Origin of the sequence: Enterobacter sp. GD03975, from assembly GCF_029838645.1 — a bacterium.
Classification (GTDB): domain Bacteria; phylum Pseudomonadota; class Gammaproteobacteria; order Enterobacterales; family Enterobacteriaceae; genus Enterobacter; species Enterobacter quasihormaechei.
This window is the reverse complement of the sequence record NZ_JAOBZC010000002.1, coordinates 424,045-441,577: the sequence shown is the minus strand read 5'-3', so window position 1 is coordinate 441,577 and position 17,533 is coordinate 424,045. Positions and strand designations below refer to the sequence as shown.

Here is a 17,533-nt window from a genome sequence, read left to right as displayed (position 1 = left end):
TCGCTGTCATTCCCTCACTATAGTTGGGGAAATGGTTTCATAATTTTCCCAAGAAAGATGAGCGATGAATGTTATGAAATCACGAGCACATTCGGGAAGCGGGCACCAGCAGCTTTTACTGGATGACTCGTTCCGTTCCGGCGGCGTTATTCGTCAGGACTTACTCAGCTTCTCTGATTTTTCCATGCATTTTTGCATCGCCTCGATCACGGCGGAGCGGAAGCCACGATCTTCCAGCACGCGCACGGCTTCAATGGTCGTGCCGCCCGGCGAGCACACCATATCTTTCAGTTCGCCCGGATGTTTACCCGTTTCCAGCACCATTTTGGCCGAGCCCATTACCGCCTGCGCCGCAAATTTGTAAGCCTGCGCGCGCGGCATGCCGCCCAGCACGGCGGCATCCGCCATGGCTTCGATAAACATAAAGACATACGCCGGCGCCGAGCCGCTCACGCCAACTACCGGGTGGATCATCGCTTCGGCAATCACTTCCGCTTCGCCGAAGCAGCGGAAAATATTCAGTACATCCGCCACGTCTTCAGACGTCACCAGGGCGTTCGGGGTCACGGAGGTCATGCCGGCATTTACCAGCGACGGGGTGTTTGGCATGGCGCGAACAATCTTACGGTCGTGGCCCAGCGCGCGGGCGAGCTGATCGAGGGTCACGCCTGCGGCAATCGACACCACCAGGGTATCTTTATTCAGGCTGGAGGTGATCTCGCTCAGGACTTTAATCATGATATTCGGCTTAACGGCGCCAAAGACAATGTCCGCCACCTGAGCCACTTCCTGCGCGCTTTCGGCGGCGTTGATACCATACTCATCACGCAGCGCCGCGACTTTATCCGGTGACGGGGTATAGACCCAAATCTGCCCCGGCAGCACCTGGCCGCTGGCAATCAGTCCACCGAGGATAGCTTTACCCATGTTCCCGCAGCCGATAAACCCGATTTTCTTATCCATCACGTCTCTCCGTTATTATGCGTTGTTATCTCTCACTGATAGCTTAACAACGAAATGCAGGCGACAATAGTCGCCAGAATCATATTGGGGAGTGACTATGGCGATTTGGGTTGATGCGGACGCGTGTCCGAACGTGATCAAAGAGATTTTATTTCGCGCTGCCGAGCGCGTGCAGATGCCGCTGACGCTGGTGGCGAATCAGAATATCCGCGTGCCGCCCTCCAGATACATTCGTTCTCTGCGCGTTCCGGCCGGGTTCGACGTGGCGGATAACGAAATAGTACGCCTGTGCAGCGCGGGGGATTTGGTGATCACCGCGGATATCCCGCTGGCGGCCGATGTTCTGGCGAAAGGGGCGGCGGCGCTGAACCCGCGCGGAGAACGTTATTCTCCGGCAACGATCCGCGAGAAACTCACCATGCGTGATTTTATGGATACGCTGCGTTCCAGCGGCGTGCAGACCGGTGGGCCGGATAGCCTGTCGCAGCGCGATCGTCAGCAGTTTGCCGCCGAGCTGGATAAATGGCTGCTGGAAGTGAAACGCCGCCCGGCGTAGTCATCCTCCGGGCTGTTTTGTGGTACAGTGTGGCTTCCACAGGCTTGTCATTCCGTACCGCTTTGCAGTAAAGTTAGCGCAACATCTTCTGCAATCATTTCTTTACAGCCTTCAGTTATCCGGCGTCAAGGGGAACACCTGGTTATGAACCCACCCATCTTTTTAGTTGGCCCTCGCGGCTGTGGGAAAACGACCGTTGGTCTGGAGCTGGCGCGTTTGTGCCAGAGTCAGTTCGTCGATACTGACCACTGGCTCCAGGAGAATGCCGGTCAGACCATCGCCGATATCGTGGAGAATGAGGGGTGGGAGAGCTTTCGCGCGCGCGAAACGGCTACGCTGGAAGCGGTGACCGCACCGTCAACCGTGATTGCAACCGGTGGGGGCATTATTCTGGCACCGTACAATCGTCAGTTTATGCGCGAAAAAGGTGTCGTGATCTACCTCTGTGCCCCGGTATCGACGCTGGTGGGGCGGCTGGAAGCGTTTCCGGAAGAGGGGCAGCGCCCGGCGCTGACCGCGAAACCGCTGAGTGAAGAGGTCAGCGACGTGCTCGCCGAACGCGATGCGCTATACCGCGAGGCGGCACACCATGTTGTGGATGCCTCGGCGTCACCCGAAAAAGTTGCGATTCAGATTATTACCGCCCTGCGTTTGGCTTGCGCCAGCTAACAGCCGTCTATACTCATAGCTCAGACATAAAAAAAGGATGAGCTATGCCAACCAGACCTCCCTATCCACGTGAAGCCCGCATCGTTACCGTTGAAAAAGGTAACGGCGATGAGACCGTAACCTGGTATCAGCTGCGTGCCGATCACCCCAAACCGGATTCGCTGATCAGCGAACATGAAACCGAACAGGAAGCGCGGGATGCGAAACGGCGCTATGAGGATCCAGAGAAGTCCTGATAAAAGTCCGAATTCGTTACAACCGTGCCTGCATCACACTTTTAACTTATCGCCAATGTTAAGTAGCAGTTAATATTTAGTTATTACAGGTGGATTCGGAAAGGCCAGTCGATCTTTACACTACGGTGTAGAGATCCCCTGCTACGCTTGGTGCTGTTTTGTTGAATAAATGAACGGTACAGTGTAGTGAGCCTGTACCTGTGTGGCAGTTGTGGTAGTAACGAAAGGCGATCAAAATGAAGGCGACGTTGGCGATCCTCACAATCGGTGTGGTCCCTGTAAGCGAAGTATTACCGCTCCTCACGGAGCATATCTCTGAACAACAGATTAAGCATCTTAGCCTGTTAGGGAAGATGAGTCGGGAAGAGGTCATGGAAGACTACGCTGTCGAGGCGGGGGATGAGCCCCTGGCAACGTTATTAAGCGACGGTAAACTGGCGCATGTGTCGCGCCAGAAAATTGAGCGCGCGCTACAGGGCGTGATCGAAGTGCTCGATAATCAAGACTATGACGTTATTTTGCTGATGAGCACGGCACCGGTTAAAGGGCTTAGCGCGCGTAACGCCATTCTGCTTGAACCGATGCGGATCATTCCGCCGCTGGTGGCGTCAATTGTGGATGGTCATCAGGTTGGGGTCATCGTTCCCGTTGAAGAACTGCTGGATAACCAGACCGTGAAATGGGCCGCGCTGGAGCACACTCCGCTGTACGCGTTGGCAAATCCGTTCTGGGACAGCGAAGCGAAACTGATTGCGGCGGGACAGGAGTTGATCGACAGAGGGGCGGATGTCCTGATGCTGGACTGCCTTGGGTTCCATCAGCGGCATCGTGATTTACTGCAAAAGGCGCTGGATGTTCCGGTGCTGCTCTCTAACGTCCTGATGGCGCGCCTGGCGTCGGAATTACTGGTGTAATGAATTTTGCGTGACAGGTCATGAGCATGGCCCCTATAGTGGATTTTTCTCTATAAATATAAGGGCCAGTTCATGCTTCAAAGTAACGAATACTTTTCCGGTAAAGTGAAATCCATTGGTTTTACCAGCAGCAGCACTGGCCGCGCCAGTGTCGGCGTAATGGCAGAAGGGGAATACACCTTTGGCACCGCAGAAGCGGAAGAGATGACGGTGGTCAGCGGCGCGCTGAACGTCTTACTGCCGGGTGAAACGGAGTGGAAAGTCTATAGCGCCGGGCAGGTATTCAACGTGCCGGGCCACAGCGAGTTCCATTTACAGGTTGCAGAGCCAACCTCTTATCTGTGTCGCTATCTGAAGTGATGTTTTTCCCTCTCCCCGTTGGGGAGAGGGTGATGGAGAATTACCTCTGCGCTTCGCCGCCGAGGCCTTCCACCAGATTCTGGATCAGCGCCGCCAGCTCGCCGGTCATCAGGATAAAGTCTGCGTCAAAGCGCTGGGCATAATCTTCGCGGTCGATATCTTCGTTCTGATCGCGCAGTTCATCGCAGAATTTCAGACGCTTCACCGAGCCGTCATCACACATCACAAACTGAATGCGCTGCTGCCAGTCGAGCGCCAGTTTGGTCACCACTTTGCCCGCTTCAATGTGCACGGCGATTTCGTCGCTCACCAGATCCTGTTTCTTCGCGCGGATCACGCCGCCGTCTTCCAGCAACGCTTTCAGTTCTGCTTCATCAAGGATCTGGAAGCCCTGAGCGGCCGTCCCGCTGCGCACCCACTCCGTCAGGGTCAGCTCAATCGGCGTTTCCAGCGCCAGCGGAACCACCGGCAATGAGCCAAGGCTCTTACGCAGCAGCGCCAGCGTATCTTCCGCTTTTTTGGCGCTGGCGCAGTCCACCATGATCAGCCCGTTAACGGTGTCGATCCACATCATGGTCTGGCTAAAGCGGCTAAAGGCGCGCGGCAGCAGCGAGTGCAGCACTTCATCCTTCAGCGAATCTTTTTCGGTTTTTTTAAGCTTACGGCCTTGTTCAGCTTCCAGCTTGAAGATCTTCGCTTCGAGCGCCTGCTTAACCACGGGCGTCGGCAGGATCTTCTCTTCTTTACGGGCGCAAACGATGATTTGCCCCGTGCTGCTGGCGTGGGTCAGCGCATCGCTTTGAGAACCCATTGGCGGAACCCAGCCGGTTTTTGCCATATCCTGGCTACCGCAAGGGGTAAAGGAGTAAGCGGCTAACTGTTTTTCCATCTCTTCTGCACGCAGCGAAACGTCGCGGCTGAGACGGTAAACCATCAAATTTTTGAACCACAGCATGATAATTTCCACGGCCTTGTCGTTAAATCAGCGGGCATGATAACGAATTGTCGCATCGCTTGCATTGCTAATCGGGATGCGGGCTTCTACTCTGTTGATAATCAAAATAATGAGGAGTGTCTTGTGCGTATTGGGATTGATTTGGGCGGCACCAAAACAGAAGTTATTGCGCTGAGCGAGCAGGGAGAGCAACTGTTTCGCCACCGTCTGCCTACGCCGCGCGATGATTATCACCAGACCCTCGAAACGATTGCTCGCCTGGTCGATATGGCAGAGCAGGCAACGGGCGAGACGGGGACCGTGGGGATTGGGATCCCCGGCTCCATATCGCCCTATACTGGCGTGGTGAAAAATGCCAACTCCACCTGGCTCAACGGTCAGCCGTTTGATAAAGACATAAGTCAACGTCTGAATCGGGAAGTGCGTCTGGCAAATGACGCCAACTGCCTGGCGGTGTCCGAGGCCGTCGATGGCGCCGCGGCAGGCGCGCAGACCGTTTTTGCGGTCATCATCGGCACCGGCTGCGGGGCGGGCGTGGCTATCGGCGGACGCTCGCATATTGGCGGCAACGGCACCGCGGGCGAGTGGGGACACAACCCGCTGCCGTGGATGGACGAAGATGAACTCAAATACCGCGCCGAAGTACCGTGCTACTGCGGCAAGCAGGGCTGTATTGAGACCTTTATTTCCGGTACGGGGTTTGCCACCGATTATCATCGTCTGAGCGGCCAGCCGCTGAAAGGTAACGAGATTATGCGTCTGGTTGAGGAGCAGGATCCGGTGGCAGAACTGGCGCTCAGCCGCTACGAAATGCGGCTGGCAAAATCCCTGGCGCATGTGATCAATATTCTCGATCCCGACGTGATTGTGCTGGGAGGCGGCATGAGCAACGTCGACCGGCTGTACGCGACGGTGCCCACGCTGATAAAACAGTGGGTATTTGGCGGCGAGTGCGAAACGCCGATCCGCAAAGCCGTCCACGGTGATTCCAGCGGCGTGCGCGGCGCAGCGTGGTTGTGGCCGGAATAAACGCAAAACAGCAACGCAAGTTTTTGTACCCTCTCCCACGGGGAGAGGGCCAGGGTGAGGGCACCAGACCGCAGCGCCCCATCATTTAACTCACCGCAAACTCCCTGTCCAGCCTGCTGTATCCCAGCCCGTTGATCTTCTTCACTTTGATCTGCACCGGAATACGATCTTTCATTGCTTCGACGTGGCTGATCACGCCGATGGTTTTCCCGGTGGCGTTCAGCGCGTCGAGCGCATCCAGCGCGGTATCCAGCGTTTCGCTGTCGAGCGTGCCGAACCCTTCATCCAGGAACAGCGAGTCAATCCGCGTTTTGTGACTGACCAGATCGGAAAGCGCTAAGGCCAGCGCCAGGCTGACCAGGAAACTCTCCCCGCCGGAAAGGGTGCGGGTATCGCGTACCGCATCGGCCTGCCAGGTGTCGACCACCTCCAGCTCCAGCGCGTCGCTCGCTTTACGCTGGAGCAGGTAGCGGCCGTGCAGACGGTTGAGCTGCTGGTTGGCAAGCCACACCAGATTATCCAGCGTCAGCCCCTGAGCGAATTTACGGAATTTATCGCCGGTGCTGGAGCCTATCAGCGCATTGAGATAGCCCCAGTCGTCGGCCTGACGCGCCGCTTCCTCAATCTGCTGCATTAACGCCTGCTGGTGCAGACGGTTATCGCTGTCCTGTTTAAGCTGCTGGCGGATCTCCCCCTGATGCGTGGTGTTGTCCCGAAGCTGCTGCGCCAGCTGCTGTAACCGTGCCTGAAGGGTTGCGACATCGGTTTCCAGCCCCTCCGGGCGTTGTGCCTGGTGCGCCTGAAGCTGCTGGCTTGCCTGTACCGAGAGCGCCATGGCCTGCTGAAGCTGGTTCTCGAGCGTCTGCTTTTGCTGTTCAAGCTGGCGGATCGACGCATCATCCAGCAGGGCGGCGAGAAATGCCTCGCGATCGGCGAAGCAGCTCGCGGTCAGCGCGGCGCTGAACTGAGCCTGCGATTGCTGAAGCCGTTCACGCTCCAGGGTCTCCTGCTGCTGTAGGGTGGCGAGCTGGCTTTGCAGCGACACGCATTCGTCGTGGATCGCACGCCAGTTTTCAGGGATCACCGCGTCGGCTTCTGCATTATCAGAAACCGGCAGCGTATCCAGAATGGGCATCAGGGCGTTAATACGCTCCTGAATCGTACCGTGCTGGGCCTGTTTTTCCTGCCACCGGGCGTATTCGTTTTCGCGCGCGCTGAGCCAGGCGTTTTCAGCACCCTCATCGGGCTCGCAAAGCGACAGCGACCGTAACGAGGCCGCCAGCGCCTGACGCGTCGCCGCCAGCTGCTGCTGGTGCTGGCGCGCCTGTCCTTCCTGTTCATTGAGCTGGTTTTGCAGCGTCAGACGCTGGCTTAGCTGATAAAGCTGGCGTTCGTACTGCTCCTGTTCGCTCATCCAGGGGGCGATATCATCCTGAATATTCAGCGCTATGTTCAGGGTAGTGCAGACCTCCAGCCACTCTTTAGTGAGTGCTTGCTCTTCCTGAGAGAGGGACTGGGCTTCCGCTGTCTCGCGCTGGATCTGCTGGGCCAGCGCATTGACCTGCCCGAGCACCAGCAATCCTTCCTCTTTCAGCGCGGCAACCTCTTTTTCGAGGGCATCGCGGCGGCGCTGATTGTCGGTCAGTTCGAGTGCCTGATACTGCACCACGGCCGGATGTTCGCATGAGCCGCAGAGCGGGCAAGGCTTACCGGCTTCCAGCTGAGCACGATAGTTCTCAAGATCTTTGATTGTCGCTTCACGCTCACAGAGCGCCTTAAGATCGACAAAGTGCTGATTTTTCTCTTTATACTGCTGGCGGCGCAGGGTCAGGGTGTCGTTGAGCGTGACCTGCTCAGCCTGTGCTTTCTTCACGCTTTCCGCATTCTGGCGCAGCCGTTTTTGCAGCGGCTGATAGCGAGCGTGAAGCGCGGTCAGGCGCTGGCGAAGCGCCCGCGTGTGTGCCTGTTGCTCCATTGCCGTCGTGATGGCCTCAGCCGTCAGCGTCAGCGTACTTTCCGGCATCCCGGCCAGCTTCTGGCGGAGCTCAGCAATGCGCGCCGACTGGGCCGCGAGCTGATTTTTATCGCGACTCAGCTGCGTAAAATGCGCCCGCCAGCCGGCAATTTCCTGTCCCCACTGACGGAAACGATCGTGTTCGGTCAGCCACTGCGTCAGCGCCGTGTGCTCTGTCTGCAACTGTTCACGGTTGCGCAGCGCACCGTTGCGTATACGCGCGCGCTGTGCCGCTCTGTCGAGTAAGCGAGTATTTACTTCAGCAATTCGCTCTGTGGTCTGCGACAGGCGGGCGGTCTGCTCCTGCTGGTGCTCCCACAGGGGGCGCAGCTGGGCGGCGGGCTGGGCCAGCTGAAGCTTCGCCAGTTGGGGAGCGGCGTCCGTCAGAGCCTGTTGCGCCTGCTGCTGCGAAACGGCTGCGCGCTGCTGTTCACGTATTAGCTCGTCGTTACGCGTAAGCCACTGAAAATCTTTCTGTTGGCTCTGCTGCCGGGCCAGCAGGAGCTTTTCTTCGTCAGTGAGCGCCTGCAAACTTTGCTGCAAGTGCTGTTGCTGTTCCTCGCTCAGCAGCACCACGCCTGCGGCCTGCGCTTCACACATCTCCAGCGCGCTGCGTGCCGCTTTATGTTTTTCGAAGACCATGGCGGAAATCTGGCCGTAAATTTCCGTGCCGGTCAGTTCTTCCAGCAGCTCAGCGCGATCGCTCGGTTTCGCATTCAGGAAAGCGGCAAACTGCCCCTGAGAGAGCAGCATCGAGCGGGTAAAGCGTCCATAGTCCAGCCCGGTCAGTGCGGCGGTTTGTTCCAGCTTATCCGTGACTTTGTCGGCCAGAATTTTGCCGTCTTCGCAGCGGGCCAGCTCCACGCGCGGTGCCTGTAAGTTTCCGTCCGGCTGGTTGCGGGCACGGTTCTGGCTCCAGAAAGCGCGATAGGCGACGCCTTTAACCTCGAACTCCACCTCTGCCAGACATTCGGCGGTATCGCGCGTCATCAGGTCGTTTTGGGCCTGGGAGACCTTATTAAGGCGCGGCGTTTCGTGGTAGAGCGCCAGGCAGATAGCGTCCAGCAGCGTGGTTTTACCTGCGCCGGTGGCACCGGTGATGGCAAACAGCCCGTTGCTGGCGAACGGCTCCGCGGTGAAATCAATTTTCCACTCGCCTTTCAGTGAATTCAGATTTTTCAGACGCAGGCTCAGAATTTTCATGCGTTTTCTTCCTCGTCATTGAGGGTATGCAGGGTCTGGGCAAACAGCTCGTTAAGCCTCGTTTGCCTGGCCTCGTCCATCTCTTCATGTGCAAGCCGCCGCGCGAACACCTCTTCAACCCGGAGTTCGCTCAGCGTTTCACGTTGAGCACTCAGCAGAATTTTCTCGCGCTGCTCGCGGCTGCGGCGTACCAGCAGCACCTCCACGGGAAGGTCTTCCGTCAGCGTCTGAATTTTACGCTGCATATCGTACAGGTAGTCGTCGGTGGCGATTTCGATATCGAGCCAGACGGGGGGGTTAAGCGCTGCGCCGCGCCACTGTTCAAGCTGGGCGGTAATGGCGGCCAGATCGCCTTTCAGCACCGCCAGCGGCTGGGTGACCGGGACCTCAAGCGTCTCAACGGCGCTGAGTTTGCCGTCGGTGAAGCTCACCAGATGCACGGATTTGGCTTTGCCCGTTTCGTCAAAACTGAGCGAAATGGGCGAGCCGCTGTAGCGGATATGCTCGCAGCCGCCGATGATTTGCGCCCGGTGAATGTGCCCGAGGGCAATGTAGTCGGCGGGCGGGAAGTTCTGCGCCGGAAACGCGTCCAGCGTACCGATATAAATTTCGCGCACCGCGTCACTTTTACTGGCCCCGACGGTGGTGAGGTGTCCGGTGGCAACGATCGGAATGGCCTGTTCACCGCGCAGGGCACAGGCTTCCGTATGTTGCTGGTGGTAATAGCGCGTGATGGCCTGCAACAGATGCTGCTGCTTTTCGCTGCCGGACAGGCCGGCCTGGCTTTGCACGATATCGCGCGGGCGTAAAAACGGGATAGGGCACAGCACCGCGCCCGGCGTGCCGTCGCGTTTTTTCAGGATCTGCGGCGCGTGGCCGGCGCTGGCTACCACGGTGGTATTGAGGTACGCCAGAATATCGCGGGATTCGTTCAGCATCGCCACGGAATCATGGTTTCCGGCGACAATCACCAGATGACAACCGGTTTGCTGGAGGTTGACCACAAAACGGTTGTACAGTTCACGCGCATAGCTCGGCGGCGATCCGGTATCAAAAATGTCGCCCGCCACAATGATTGCGTCCACCTCGTGAGCCTGAGCCGTCTCCAGCAGCCAGTTCAGGAACGCTTCATGTTCCGCGGCGCGGCTTTTGCTGTAAAAATTTTGACCCAGGTGCCAGTCTGAGGTGTGAAGTATGCGCATAAGAGATCCGTGGCAATAATAAGAAAGCAGGATTATAAACTTTCGGGGAGCGGAAAATAACCGCTGTAATAAAACAACAGTTTGCCATTTACCGTGGTAATGTTTTTCATAAATCTGTCATAAATCTGACGCATAATGACGCCGCATTACAGACTTGTAACTTAAATACGATAAGACAGGGCAAAGTATGGCGAGACGTATTCTGGTCGTAGAAGATGAAGCTCCGATCCGTGAAATGGTGTGCTTCGTGCTTGAACAAAATGGCTTCCAGCCGGTTGAAGCGGAAGATTATGACAGCGCGGTGAACCAGCTGAATGAACCCTGGCCCGACCTGATCCTGCTGGACTGGATGCTGCCTGGCGGTTCCGGATTGCAGTTTATCAAGCATATTAAGCGCGAGGCGATGACCCGCGATATCCCGGTAGTGATGTTGACGGCGCGCGGTGAGGAAGAGGATCGCGTGCGCGGTCTGGAAACCGGCGCGGACGATTACATTACCAAACCGTTCTCCCCGAAAGAGCTGGTGGCTCGAATCAAAGCGGTGATGCGCCGTATTTCACCGATGGCGGTGGAAGAGGTGATTGAGATGCAGGGGCTGAGCCTCGATCCTACCTCACACCGGGTCATGACCGGTGAAAATCCCCTCGATATGGGACCCACCGAATTTAAACTCCTTCACTTCTTTATGACACACCCGGAACGCGTTTACAGCCGCGAACAGTTGCTGAATAACGTCTGGGGAACTAACGTCTATGTCGAAGACCGAACGGTTGACGTCCATATTCGCCGCCTGCGTAAAGCACTGGAACTGAGCGGCCACGATCGCATGGTACAGACGGTCCGCGGCACGGGTTATCGTTTCTCGACCCGTTTCTGAACAATGACAGGAGTGTGACGCGTGCTGGAACGTCTGTCATGGAAAAGGCTCGTCTTTGAACTGATCTTATGCTGTATTCCGGCCCTCATTCTGGGGGCTGTTTTTGGCTATCTGCCGTGGTTTTTACTGGTGGCCGTGACGGGACTGCTCGTCTGGCATTTCTGGAATTTACTACGCCTCTCCTGGTGGCTATGGGTCGACAGGAGTATGACACCTCCGCCGGGAAGCGGGAGCTGGGAGCCGCTGCTCTACGGTCTGCACCAGATGCAGATGCGTAATAAAAAGCGCCGTCGTGAGCTGGGAAGCCTGATCAAACGCTTTCGCAGCGGCGCGGAGTCGCTGCCGGACGCGGTGATCCTGACGACGGAAGAAGGGACCATCTTCTGGTGTAATGGCCTCGCGCAACAGCTGCTGGGCCTGCGCTGGCCGGATGATAACGGCCAAAATATCCTTAACCTTCTGCGTTATCCCGAGTTCACGCTGTATCTGAAAAAGCGCGATTTTACCCGTCCGCATAACCTTAAGCTCAACAACGGTCGTCATCTGGAAATCCGCGTGATGCCCTACAGCGATCGGCAGTGGCTGATGGTGGCGCGTGACGTAACCCAGATGCACCAGCTTGAGGGCGCGCGCCGTAACTTCTTTGCTAACGTCAGTCACGAGCTGCGTACGCCGCTGACGGTGCTTCAGGGCTACCTGGAGATGATGCAGGAACAAACGCTGGAGGGGGCGCCGCGTGAGAAAGCGCTGCATACCATGCGGGAGCAGACGTTCCGCATGGAAGGGCTGGTCAAACAGCTGCTGACGCTTTCAAAGATTGAGGCGGCTCCGTCGCTGGCGCTAAACGACATCATTGACGTGCCGATGATGCTGCGGGTGGTAGAGCGCGAGGCCCAAACGCTGAGCCATAATCAGCACACGCTGGCTTTTGACGTTGATAACACGCTGAAAGTGCTCGGCAGTGAAGATGAGTTGCGCAGTGCTATCTCAAACCTGGTGTATAACGCCGTGAACCATACCCCGCAAGGGACGCATATTACGGTGCGCTGGCAGCATACCCCGGCGGGCGCTGAATTTAGTGTAGAGGACAACGGCCCGGGGATTGGGCCAGAACATCTCCCGCGTCTTACCGAACGGTTCTACCGGGTGGATAAAGCGCGCTCGCGGCAGACCGGGGGGAGCGGGCTGGGGCTGGCAATCGTCAAGCATGCGGTGAGCCACCACGACAGCCGTCTTGATATCGAAAGTACTCTGGGTAAGGGCACGCGCTTCAGCTTCGTGCTTCCGGAACGATTAATTGCCAAAAAAAGCGCCTGATGGCAGGCGTGTCAGTTTACCTTTCCACGGGCCAGCACTTGCTGGCCCGTTTGCTTTGCAGTCAAGCGAAACGCGGCTGAATATTATACGGCTGCTGCTTTTTTGTTCGCATGATTAGCCATGAGTTTTTCTTATACATAGCATATTATTTCGGTCTGCATTTTCATGCTGGCATATTGTTCTGGTTTTACGATCCATCCTTGCCTTTAAACGTTATAAGCGTTTAAATTGCCCCCCATATACTGTCAGACCGACTGTATATGCGTGGTAAATCGAAAAACTATTCTTCTCCACGCCAGGACGGGAGCATATCCCGCTGAAATTGAGCAAATTTTCCGCTGCATTGTCCCGTCAGGGATGGCGAAAATCTCAACGTTTTCAACACCACATCCACAGGCAGTAAGGTTTTATGACCCATCACTTGAAATCGCGTGACATTATCGCGCTGGGCTTTATGACATTTGCGCTGTTCGTTGGCGCAGGCAACATCATTTTCCCGCCAATGGTTGGCTTACAGGCGGGTGAACACGTCTGGACGGCTGCGTTTGGCTTCCTGCTGACTGCCGTGGGTCTACCGGTACTGACCGTCATCGCGCTGGCGAAAGTGGGCGGCGGTGTGGACAGCCTCAGCACCCCGATTGGCAAAGTGGCCGGCGTTCTGCTGGCAACCGTCTGCTATCTGGCCGTTGGCCCGCTGTTCGCAACCCCGCGTACGGCGACCGTCTCCTTTGAAGTGGGTATCGCTCCGCTGACCGGTGATGGCGCGATGCCGCTGTTTATTTACAGCCTGATTTACTTCGCCATCGTGATTCTGGTTTCTCTCTATCCGGGCAAACTGCTGGATACCGTCGGTAACTTCCTGGCTCCGCTGAAAATTGTGGCGCTGATTGTGCTGGCGGTTGCGGCTATCGTCTGGCCTGCGGGTCCTATCAGCTCCGCGATGGACGCGTATGAGAACGCCGCGTTCTCAAACGGTTTCGTGAATGGCTATCTGACGATGGATACGCTCGGCGCGATGGTGTTTGGTATTGTTATCGTTAACGCCGCGCGTTCTCGCGGTGTGACCGAAGCGCGTCTGCTGACCCGCTACACCATCTGGGCTGGCCTGATGGCCGGTGTCGGCCTGACGCTGCTGTATCTGGCGCTGTTCCGTCTGGGTTCAGATAGCGCAACGCTGGTCGATCAGAGCGCAAACGGCGCGGCGATCCTGCATGCTTACGTGCAGCACACCTTTGGTGGGGCAGGCAGCATGCTGCTGGCAGCGCTGATTTTCCTGGCGTGCCTGGTAACGGCGGTGGGCCTGACCTGCGCCTGTGCAGAGTTCTTCGCCCAGTATCTGCCGCTCTCTTACCGCACGCTGGTGTTTATCCTCGGCATCTTCTCCATGGCGGTGTCGAACCTCGGTCTGAGCCACCTGATTCAGGTGTCCATTCCGGTGCTGACGGCGATCTATCCGCCATGTATCGTGCTGGTCGTGCTGAGCTTCACGCGTCCGTGGTGGCATAACTCTACGCGAATTATTGCGCCAACCATGTTTATCAGCCTGATTTTTGGTATCCTTGACGGGATCAAAGCATCAGCATTTGCAGAAATCCTGCCAGCCTGGACACAGCGTCTGCCGCTGTCCGAGCAGGGCCTGGCCTGGCTGATGCCTTCCGTTGTTGCGCTGGTTCTGGCGATTGTTTGGGACCGTGCTGCCGGGCGTCAGGTAACCTCCAACGCCCATTAATCAACGGCAACAAATTGTTTAACCACGGGGCTTAAGGCCCCGTGGTTTTTTGTTTTTTTCGTGTTGAATGGCAAGATTTTAATGGAAAGCACTAACAAACTTAAACGTGGATTGAGCACCCGCCACATCCGCTTTATGGCGCTGGGCTCGGCTATCGGCACCGGTCTTTTTTATGGCTCGGCAGATGCCATCAAAATGGCCGGTCCAAGCGTTCTGCTGGCCTACATCATCGGCGGCGCCGCGGCTTATATCATCATGCGTGCGCTGGGTGAGATGTCGGTTCATAACCCGTCTGCCAGCTCGTTTTCACGCTACGCGCAGGAAAACCTGGGCCCGCTGGCCGGTTTTATCACCGGCTGGACCTACTGCTTCGAAATCCTGATTGTCGCGATTGCTGACGTAACGGCGTTTGGCATCTATATGGGGGTCTGGTTCCCCGCCGTGCCGCACTGGATCTGGGTGCTGAGCGTGGTGCTGATCATCTGCGCCGTTAACCTGATGAGCGTGAAGGTGTTTGGCGAGCTGGAGTTCTGGTTCTCCTTCTTCAAGGTTGCGACCATTATCATCATGATCCTCGCCGGTTTCGGCATCATTATCTGGGGTATCGGCAACGGCGGGCAGCCAACCGGCATTCATAACCTGTGGAGCAACGGCGGCTTCTTCAGCAACGGCTGGCTTGGGATGGTCATGTCGCTTCAGATGGTCATGTTCGCCTATGGCGGTATCGAGATTATCGGCATCACCGCCGGGGAAGCGAAAGACCCTGAGAAGTCCATTCCGCGCGCCATTAACTCGGTGCCGATGCGCATCCTGGTGTTCTATGTGGGCACGCTGTTTGTGATTATGTCCATCTACCCGTGGAACCAGGTGGGCACCAACGGCAGCCCGTTTGTTCTGACCTTCCAGCATATGGGCATTGCGTTTGCGGCCAGTATTCTCAACTTTGTGGTGCTGACCGCCTCGCTGTCGGCCATCAACAGTGACGTGTTCGGCGTGGGCCGCATGCTGCACGGCATGGCGGAGCAGGGCAGCGCGCCGAAGGTGTTTGCCAAAACGTCGCGTCGCGGCACTCCGTGGGTAACGGTGCTGGTGATGACCGTGGCGCTGCTGTTCTCGGTCTACCTGAACTACATCATGCCGGAGAACGTCTTCCTGGTGATCGCGTCGCTGGCGACCTTCGCCACCGTGTGGGTGTGGATCATGATCCTGCTGTCGCAGATTGCGTTCCGTCGTCGCCTGTCGCCAGAAGAGGCCAAAGCGCTCAAGTTCAAAGTGCCGGGGGGCGTGCCAACGACCATCGTCGGCCTCATCTTCCTGGTCTTCATCATTGGCCTGATTGGTTATCACCCGGATACCCGTATCTCCCTGTACGTGGGCTTCGCGTGGATCGTCCTGCTGCTGGTGGGCTGGATGTTTAAATGCCGCCGCGACCGTCAGCTGGCGGAAGCAGAGTAAGATAAAAATGCCGGGTGGCGCTGCGCTTACCCGGCCTACACGCCCTTTTGCCCCGGCAAAAAGTCTCATCCCCCGTCCTCCTCCCCCAATAAATTCCGTCATGGTGAGCTAACCTTAACAACCCTGTGGCAAGGTGACGTCAATTTCATCAAAGGGGATTCGTGATGTTAAACGCCTGGCACCTTCCGGTTGCCCCATTTGTTAAGCAAAACAAAGACAACCTTGTGATTACGCTCTGGCTGGCGGGGGAAAATCAGCCTGAACGCGTGACGCTGCGCGCCGAAGTGGATAACGAAGAAACGTCGCTGAAAATGCACAAAGTGCGCAGCCAGCCGCAGCCGGGCATTACGGCGTGGCGGGCAAATATTGATTTGCGCAGCGGGCAGCCGCGACGCCGTTACGGCTTTAAGCTGCTGTGGAATAACCGTCAACTGTGGTTTACTCCACAGGGATTTAGCCGTTTTCCGCCCGCGCGCCTGGAACAGTTTGCTGTGGACTGCCCCGATAGCGGCCCGCAGTGGGTTAACGATCAGGTCTTTTACCAGATTTTCCCGGACCGCTTTGCGCGTTCTGAAAAGCGCACCGCCGATCAGGATAAGGTCTACTACCATCATGCGGCCGGTCACGACATCATCCTGAAAAAATGGGATGAGCCGCTGACCGCCCAGGCGGGGGGATCGACCTTTTACGGCGGCGATCTCGACGGTATCAGCGAAAAACTGCCGTACCTGAAAACGCTCGGCGTGACGGCGCTCTACCTGAACCCAGTGTTTAAAGCGCCAAGTGTGCACAAATACGATACTCAGGATTATCGCCACGTTGACGAGCAGTTTGGCGGTGACGAGGCGCTGCTGCGGTTGCGTCACAACACGCAAAAAGAAGGTATGCGTCTGATCCTCGACGGTGTGTTCAACCACAGCGGGGATTCTCACGGCTGGTTTGATCGTCACAATCAGTCGATGGGGGGCGCTTGCCATAATCCTGACTCACCGCAGCGTGACTGGTACAGTTTTGACGAGGAGGGGCGCGCTCTGGACTGGCTGGGCTACCCGAGCCTGCCGAAGCTTGATTTCCAGTCGCCCTCGCTGGTGAACGAGATCTACGGCGGTGAAGACAGCATCGTGCGCCACTGGCTCAAGGCGCCGTGGAATATGGACGGCTGGCGGCTTGACGTGGTGCATATGCTGGGGGAAGCGGGTGGGGCGCGAAATAATCTACAGCATGTCGCCGCCATTACCCGCTCGGCAAAAATGGCCCGCCCGGAGGCATTCGTTTTCGGGGAGCACTTTGGCGACGCGCGCCAGTGGTTGCAGGCAGATGCGGAAGACGCGGCGATGAACTATCGCGGCTTCACCTTCCCGCTGTGGGGCTTCCTCGCTAACACCGATATCTCTTACGATCCGCAGCATATTGACGCCGAAACCTGCATGGCGTGGATGGAGAACTATCGCGCCAGCCTGTCGCATCAGCAGCAGCTGCGGATGTTCAACCAGCTCGACAGCCACGATACCGCGCGCTTTAAGCCGCTGCTGGGTAAAGATGTGGCGCGCCTGCCGCTGGCGGTGACCTGGCTCTTCACCTGGCCGGGCGTACCCTGCATCTACTATGGCGATGAAGTCGGGCTGGACGGCAACAACGATCCGTTCTGCCGTAAAACCTTCCCGTGGGAGCCTGAAAAGCAGGATCAGGATCTGTTCAGCCTGTACCAGCGCATGGCGACGCTGCGCAAGCAGAGCCAGGCCCTGCGCTACGGGGGCTGTCAGGTGATGTACGCCCACGATAACGTGGTGGTGTTTGTTCGCGTCTATAACCAGCAGCGCGTGCTGGTCGCAATCAACCGGGGCGAGGCGTGCGAAGTCGTACTGGACAATTCCCCGCTGCTGGCCGGTAAAACGTGGAAGAGTAAAGAGGGCAAAGCGACGTTCCAGGAGAGCGTGCTCACGCTTCCCGCTATCTCTGCGGCGGTCTGGTTCGGCGGTTAACCGCAGGCAGAAGGGTTTTCACCTTTTAAGATGGCGCAAATGCAACTATTTGTGTCAATCTTAACGGATCGT

15 protein-coding genes are annotated in these 17,533 nt (G+C 57.1%); 11 read left to right on the top strand and 4 right to left on the bottom strand.

The window, feature by feature from the left end:
• Positions 1–153 precede the first annotated feature (153 nt).
• A complete protein-coding gene (gene proC, locus N5C09_RS05725; protein ID WP_063451722.1) occupies positions 154–963 on the bottom strand; it encodes a pyrroline-5-carboxylate reductase in 810 nt (269 codons plus the stop codon).
• A gap of 97 nt (positions 964–1,060) precedes the next feature.
• Here proC and N5C09_RS05720 point away from each other — a divergent pair, with 97 nt between their 5' ends.
• The 5 genes from N5C09_RS05720 (at position 1,061) to ppnP (ending at position 3,698) form a co-directional block, all read left to right on the top strand.
• A complete protein-coding gene (locus N5C09_RS05720) occupies positions 1,061–1,519 on the top strand; it encodes a YaiI/YqxD family protein (protein WP_063451721.1) in 459 nt (152 codons plus the stop codon).
• A 144-nt stretch (positions 1,520–1,663) separates the two neighbouring features.
• Positions 1,664–2,188, top strand: a complete 525-nt coding sequence (gene aroL / locus N5C09_RS05715; protein WP_063869102.1) for a shikimate kinase AroL — start codon at positions 1,664–1,666, stop codon at positions 2,186–2,188.
• A 44-nt stretch (positions 2,189–2,232) separates the two neighbouring features.
• Entirely contained in the window at positions 2,233–2,424 is a 192-nt protein-coding gene (yaiA, locus tag N5C09_RS05710; protein ID WP_063451719.1) for a protein YaiA, read from the top strand.
• Between the two features lie 236 nt (positions 2,425–2,660).
• Positions 2,661–3,338 (top strand): AroM family protein, encoded by a 678-nt coding sequence (locus N5C09_RS05705; RefSeq protein ID WP_063451718.1) that lies wholly within the window; start codon positions 2,661–2,663, stop codon positions 3,336–3,338.
• 72 nt (positions 3,339–3,410) lie between these two features.
• Positions 3,411–3,698 carry a pyrimidine/purine nucleoside phosphorylase gene (gene ppnP / locus N5C09_RS05700; RefSeq protein WP_003859131.1) on the top strand — a complete coding sequence of 96 codons (288 nt, stop codon included), beginning with the start codon at positions 3,411–3,413 and terminating at the stop codon, positions 3,696–3,698.
• 40 nt (positions 3,699–3,738) lie between these two features.
• On the opposite strand, the gene rdgC is transcribed toward ppnP, so the two are convergent.
• A complete protein-coding gene (gene rdgC, locus N5C09_RS05695) occupies positions 3,739–4,653 on the bottom strand; it encodes a recombination-associated protein RdgC (protein ID WP_006809928.1) in 915 nt (304 codons plus the stop codon).
• Between the two features lie 123 nt (positions 4,654–4,776).
• Between rdgC and mak the strand changes: the two genes are divergently transcribed.
• Positions 4,777–5,682, top strand: coding sequence for a fructokinase (gene mak / locus N5C09_RS05690; RefSeq protein WP_279748626.1), 906 nt, complete (start codon positions 4,777–4,779; stop codon positions 5,680–5,682).
• An 85-nt stretch (positions 5,683–5,767) separates the two neighbouring features.
• Here the strand turns inward: mak and sbcC are convergent, their stop codons facing one another.
• Positions 5,768–8,899 carry an exonuclease subunit SbcC gene (gene sbcC / locus N5C09_RS05685; RefSeq protein ID WP_279748625.1) on the bottom strand — a complete coding sequence of 1,044 codons (3,132 nt, stop codon included), beginning with the start codon at positions 8,897–8,899 and terminating at the stop codon, positions 5,768–5,770.
• Positions 8,896–10,101: an exonuclease subunit SbcD gene (gene sbcD / locus N5C09_RS05680; RefSeq protein WP_102749802.1), complete on the bottom strand. Its 1,206-nt coding sequence runs from the start codon at positions 10,099–10,101 to the stop codon at positions 8,896–8,898. The genes sbcC and sbcD overlap by 4 nt, the downstream gene beginning before the upstream one ends.
• A gap of 187 nt (positions 10,102–10,288) precedes the next feature.
• Here sbcD and phoB point away from each other — a divergent pair, with 187 nt between their 5' ends.
• The 5 genes from phoB (at position 10,289) to malZ (ending at position 17,461) form a co-directional block, all read left to right on the top strand.
• The gene (gene phoB, locus N5C09_RS05675) at positions 10,289–10,978 is read left to right on the top strand and encodes a phosphate response regulator transcription factor PhoB (RefSeq protein WP_003859122.1); all 690 of its coding nucleotides are present in this window, start codon (positions 10,289–10,291) and stop codon (positions 10,976–10,978) included.
• A 21-nt stretch (positions 10,979–10,999) separates the two neighbouring features.
• Positions 11,000–12,295: a phosphate regulon sensor histidine kinase PhoR gene (phoR, locus tag N5C09_RS05670; RefSeq protein ID WP_063869094.1), complete on the top strand. Its 1,296-nt coding sequence runs from the start codon at positions 11,000–11,002 to the stop codon at positions 12,293–12,295.
• Between the two features lie 409 nt (positions 12,296–12,704).
• Positions 12,705–14,024 (top strand): branched-chain amino acid transporter carrier protein BrnQ, encoded by a 1,320-nt coding sequence (gene brnQ, locus N5C09_RS05665; RefSeq protein WP_063451713.1) that lies wholly within the window; start codon positions 12,705–12,707, stop codon positions 14,022–14,024.
• A gap of 81 nt (positions 14,025–14,105) precedes the next feature.
• A complete protein-coding gene (gene proY / locus N5C09_RS05660) occupies positions 14,106–15,479 on the top strand; it encodes a proline-specific permease ProY (protein WP_063451712.1) in 1,374 nt (457 codons plus the stop codon).
• A gap of 164 nt (positions 15,480–15,643) precedes the next feature.
• Positions 15,644–17,461: a maltodextrin glucosidase gene (gene malZ, locus N5C09_RS05655; RefSeq protein WP_279748624.1), complete on the top strand. Its 1,818-nt coding sequence runs from the start codon at positions 15,644–15,646 to the stop codon at positions 17,459–17,461.
• The last annotated feature ends 72 nt before the right edge of the window (positions 17,462–17,533 follow it).